The sequence below is a fragment of the Nocardioides antri genome, assembly GCF_008373765.1.
GTDB lineage: Bacteria > Actinomycetota > Actinomycetes > Propionibacteriales > Nocardioidaceae > Nocardioides > Nocardioides antri.
This window is the reverse complement of sequence record NZ_VUJW01000107.1, coordinates 1-398: the sequence shown is the minus strand read 5'-3', so window position 1 is coordinate 398 and position 398 is coordinate 1. Positions and strand designations below refer to the sequence as shown.

The following is a 398-nucleotide window of genomic DNA, read 5'->3' as shown; positions in this document are numbered from 1 at the left end:
AGCATGAGCAGTTCTAACAAAGAACTCGAGGAGAAACTGTACAACAGCATCCTTACCGGTGACTACGACAGCGCTGTCCGTCAGAGCTTGGAATATGAGAGCCAAGGCAAGGGCTCCATCATCCAGAATGTAGTTAACAACCTGATCATTGACAAGAGACGGAACACCATGGAGTACTGCTACAAGCTGTGGGTCGGCAACGGACAGGAAATTGTTAGAAAGTACTTCCCATTAAACTTTAGACTCATCATGGCCGGAAACTATGTCAAGATCATTTACAGAAACTACAACCTCGCTTTGAAGCTCGGTTCCACAACCAATCCCTCGAATGAGAGAATTGCCTACGGCGATGGTGTAGACAAGCATACTGAACTCGTCAGTTGGAAGTTCATTACCTT

The 398-nt window shown here is 46.0% G+C and carries 1 protein-coding gene; it reads left to right on the top strand.

Going from position 1 to position 398, the window contains the following annotated elements:
- On the top strand, nt 1-398 hold a 398-nt coding region (locus F0U47_RS22740; RefSeq protein WP_149752344.1), incomplete at both ends, for a hypothetical protein.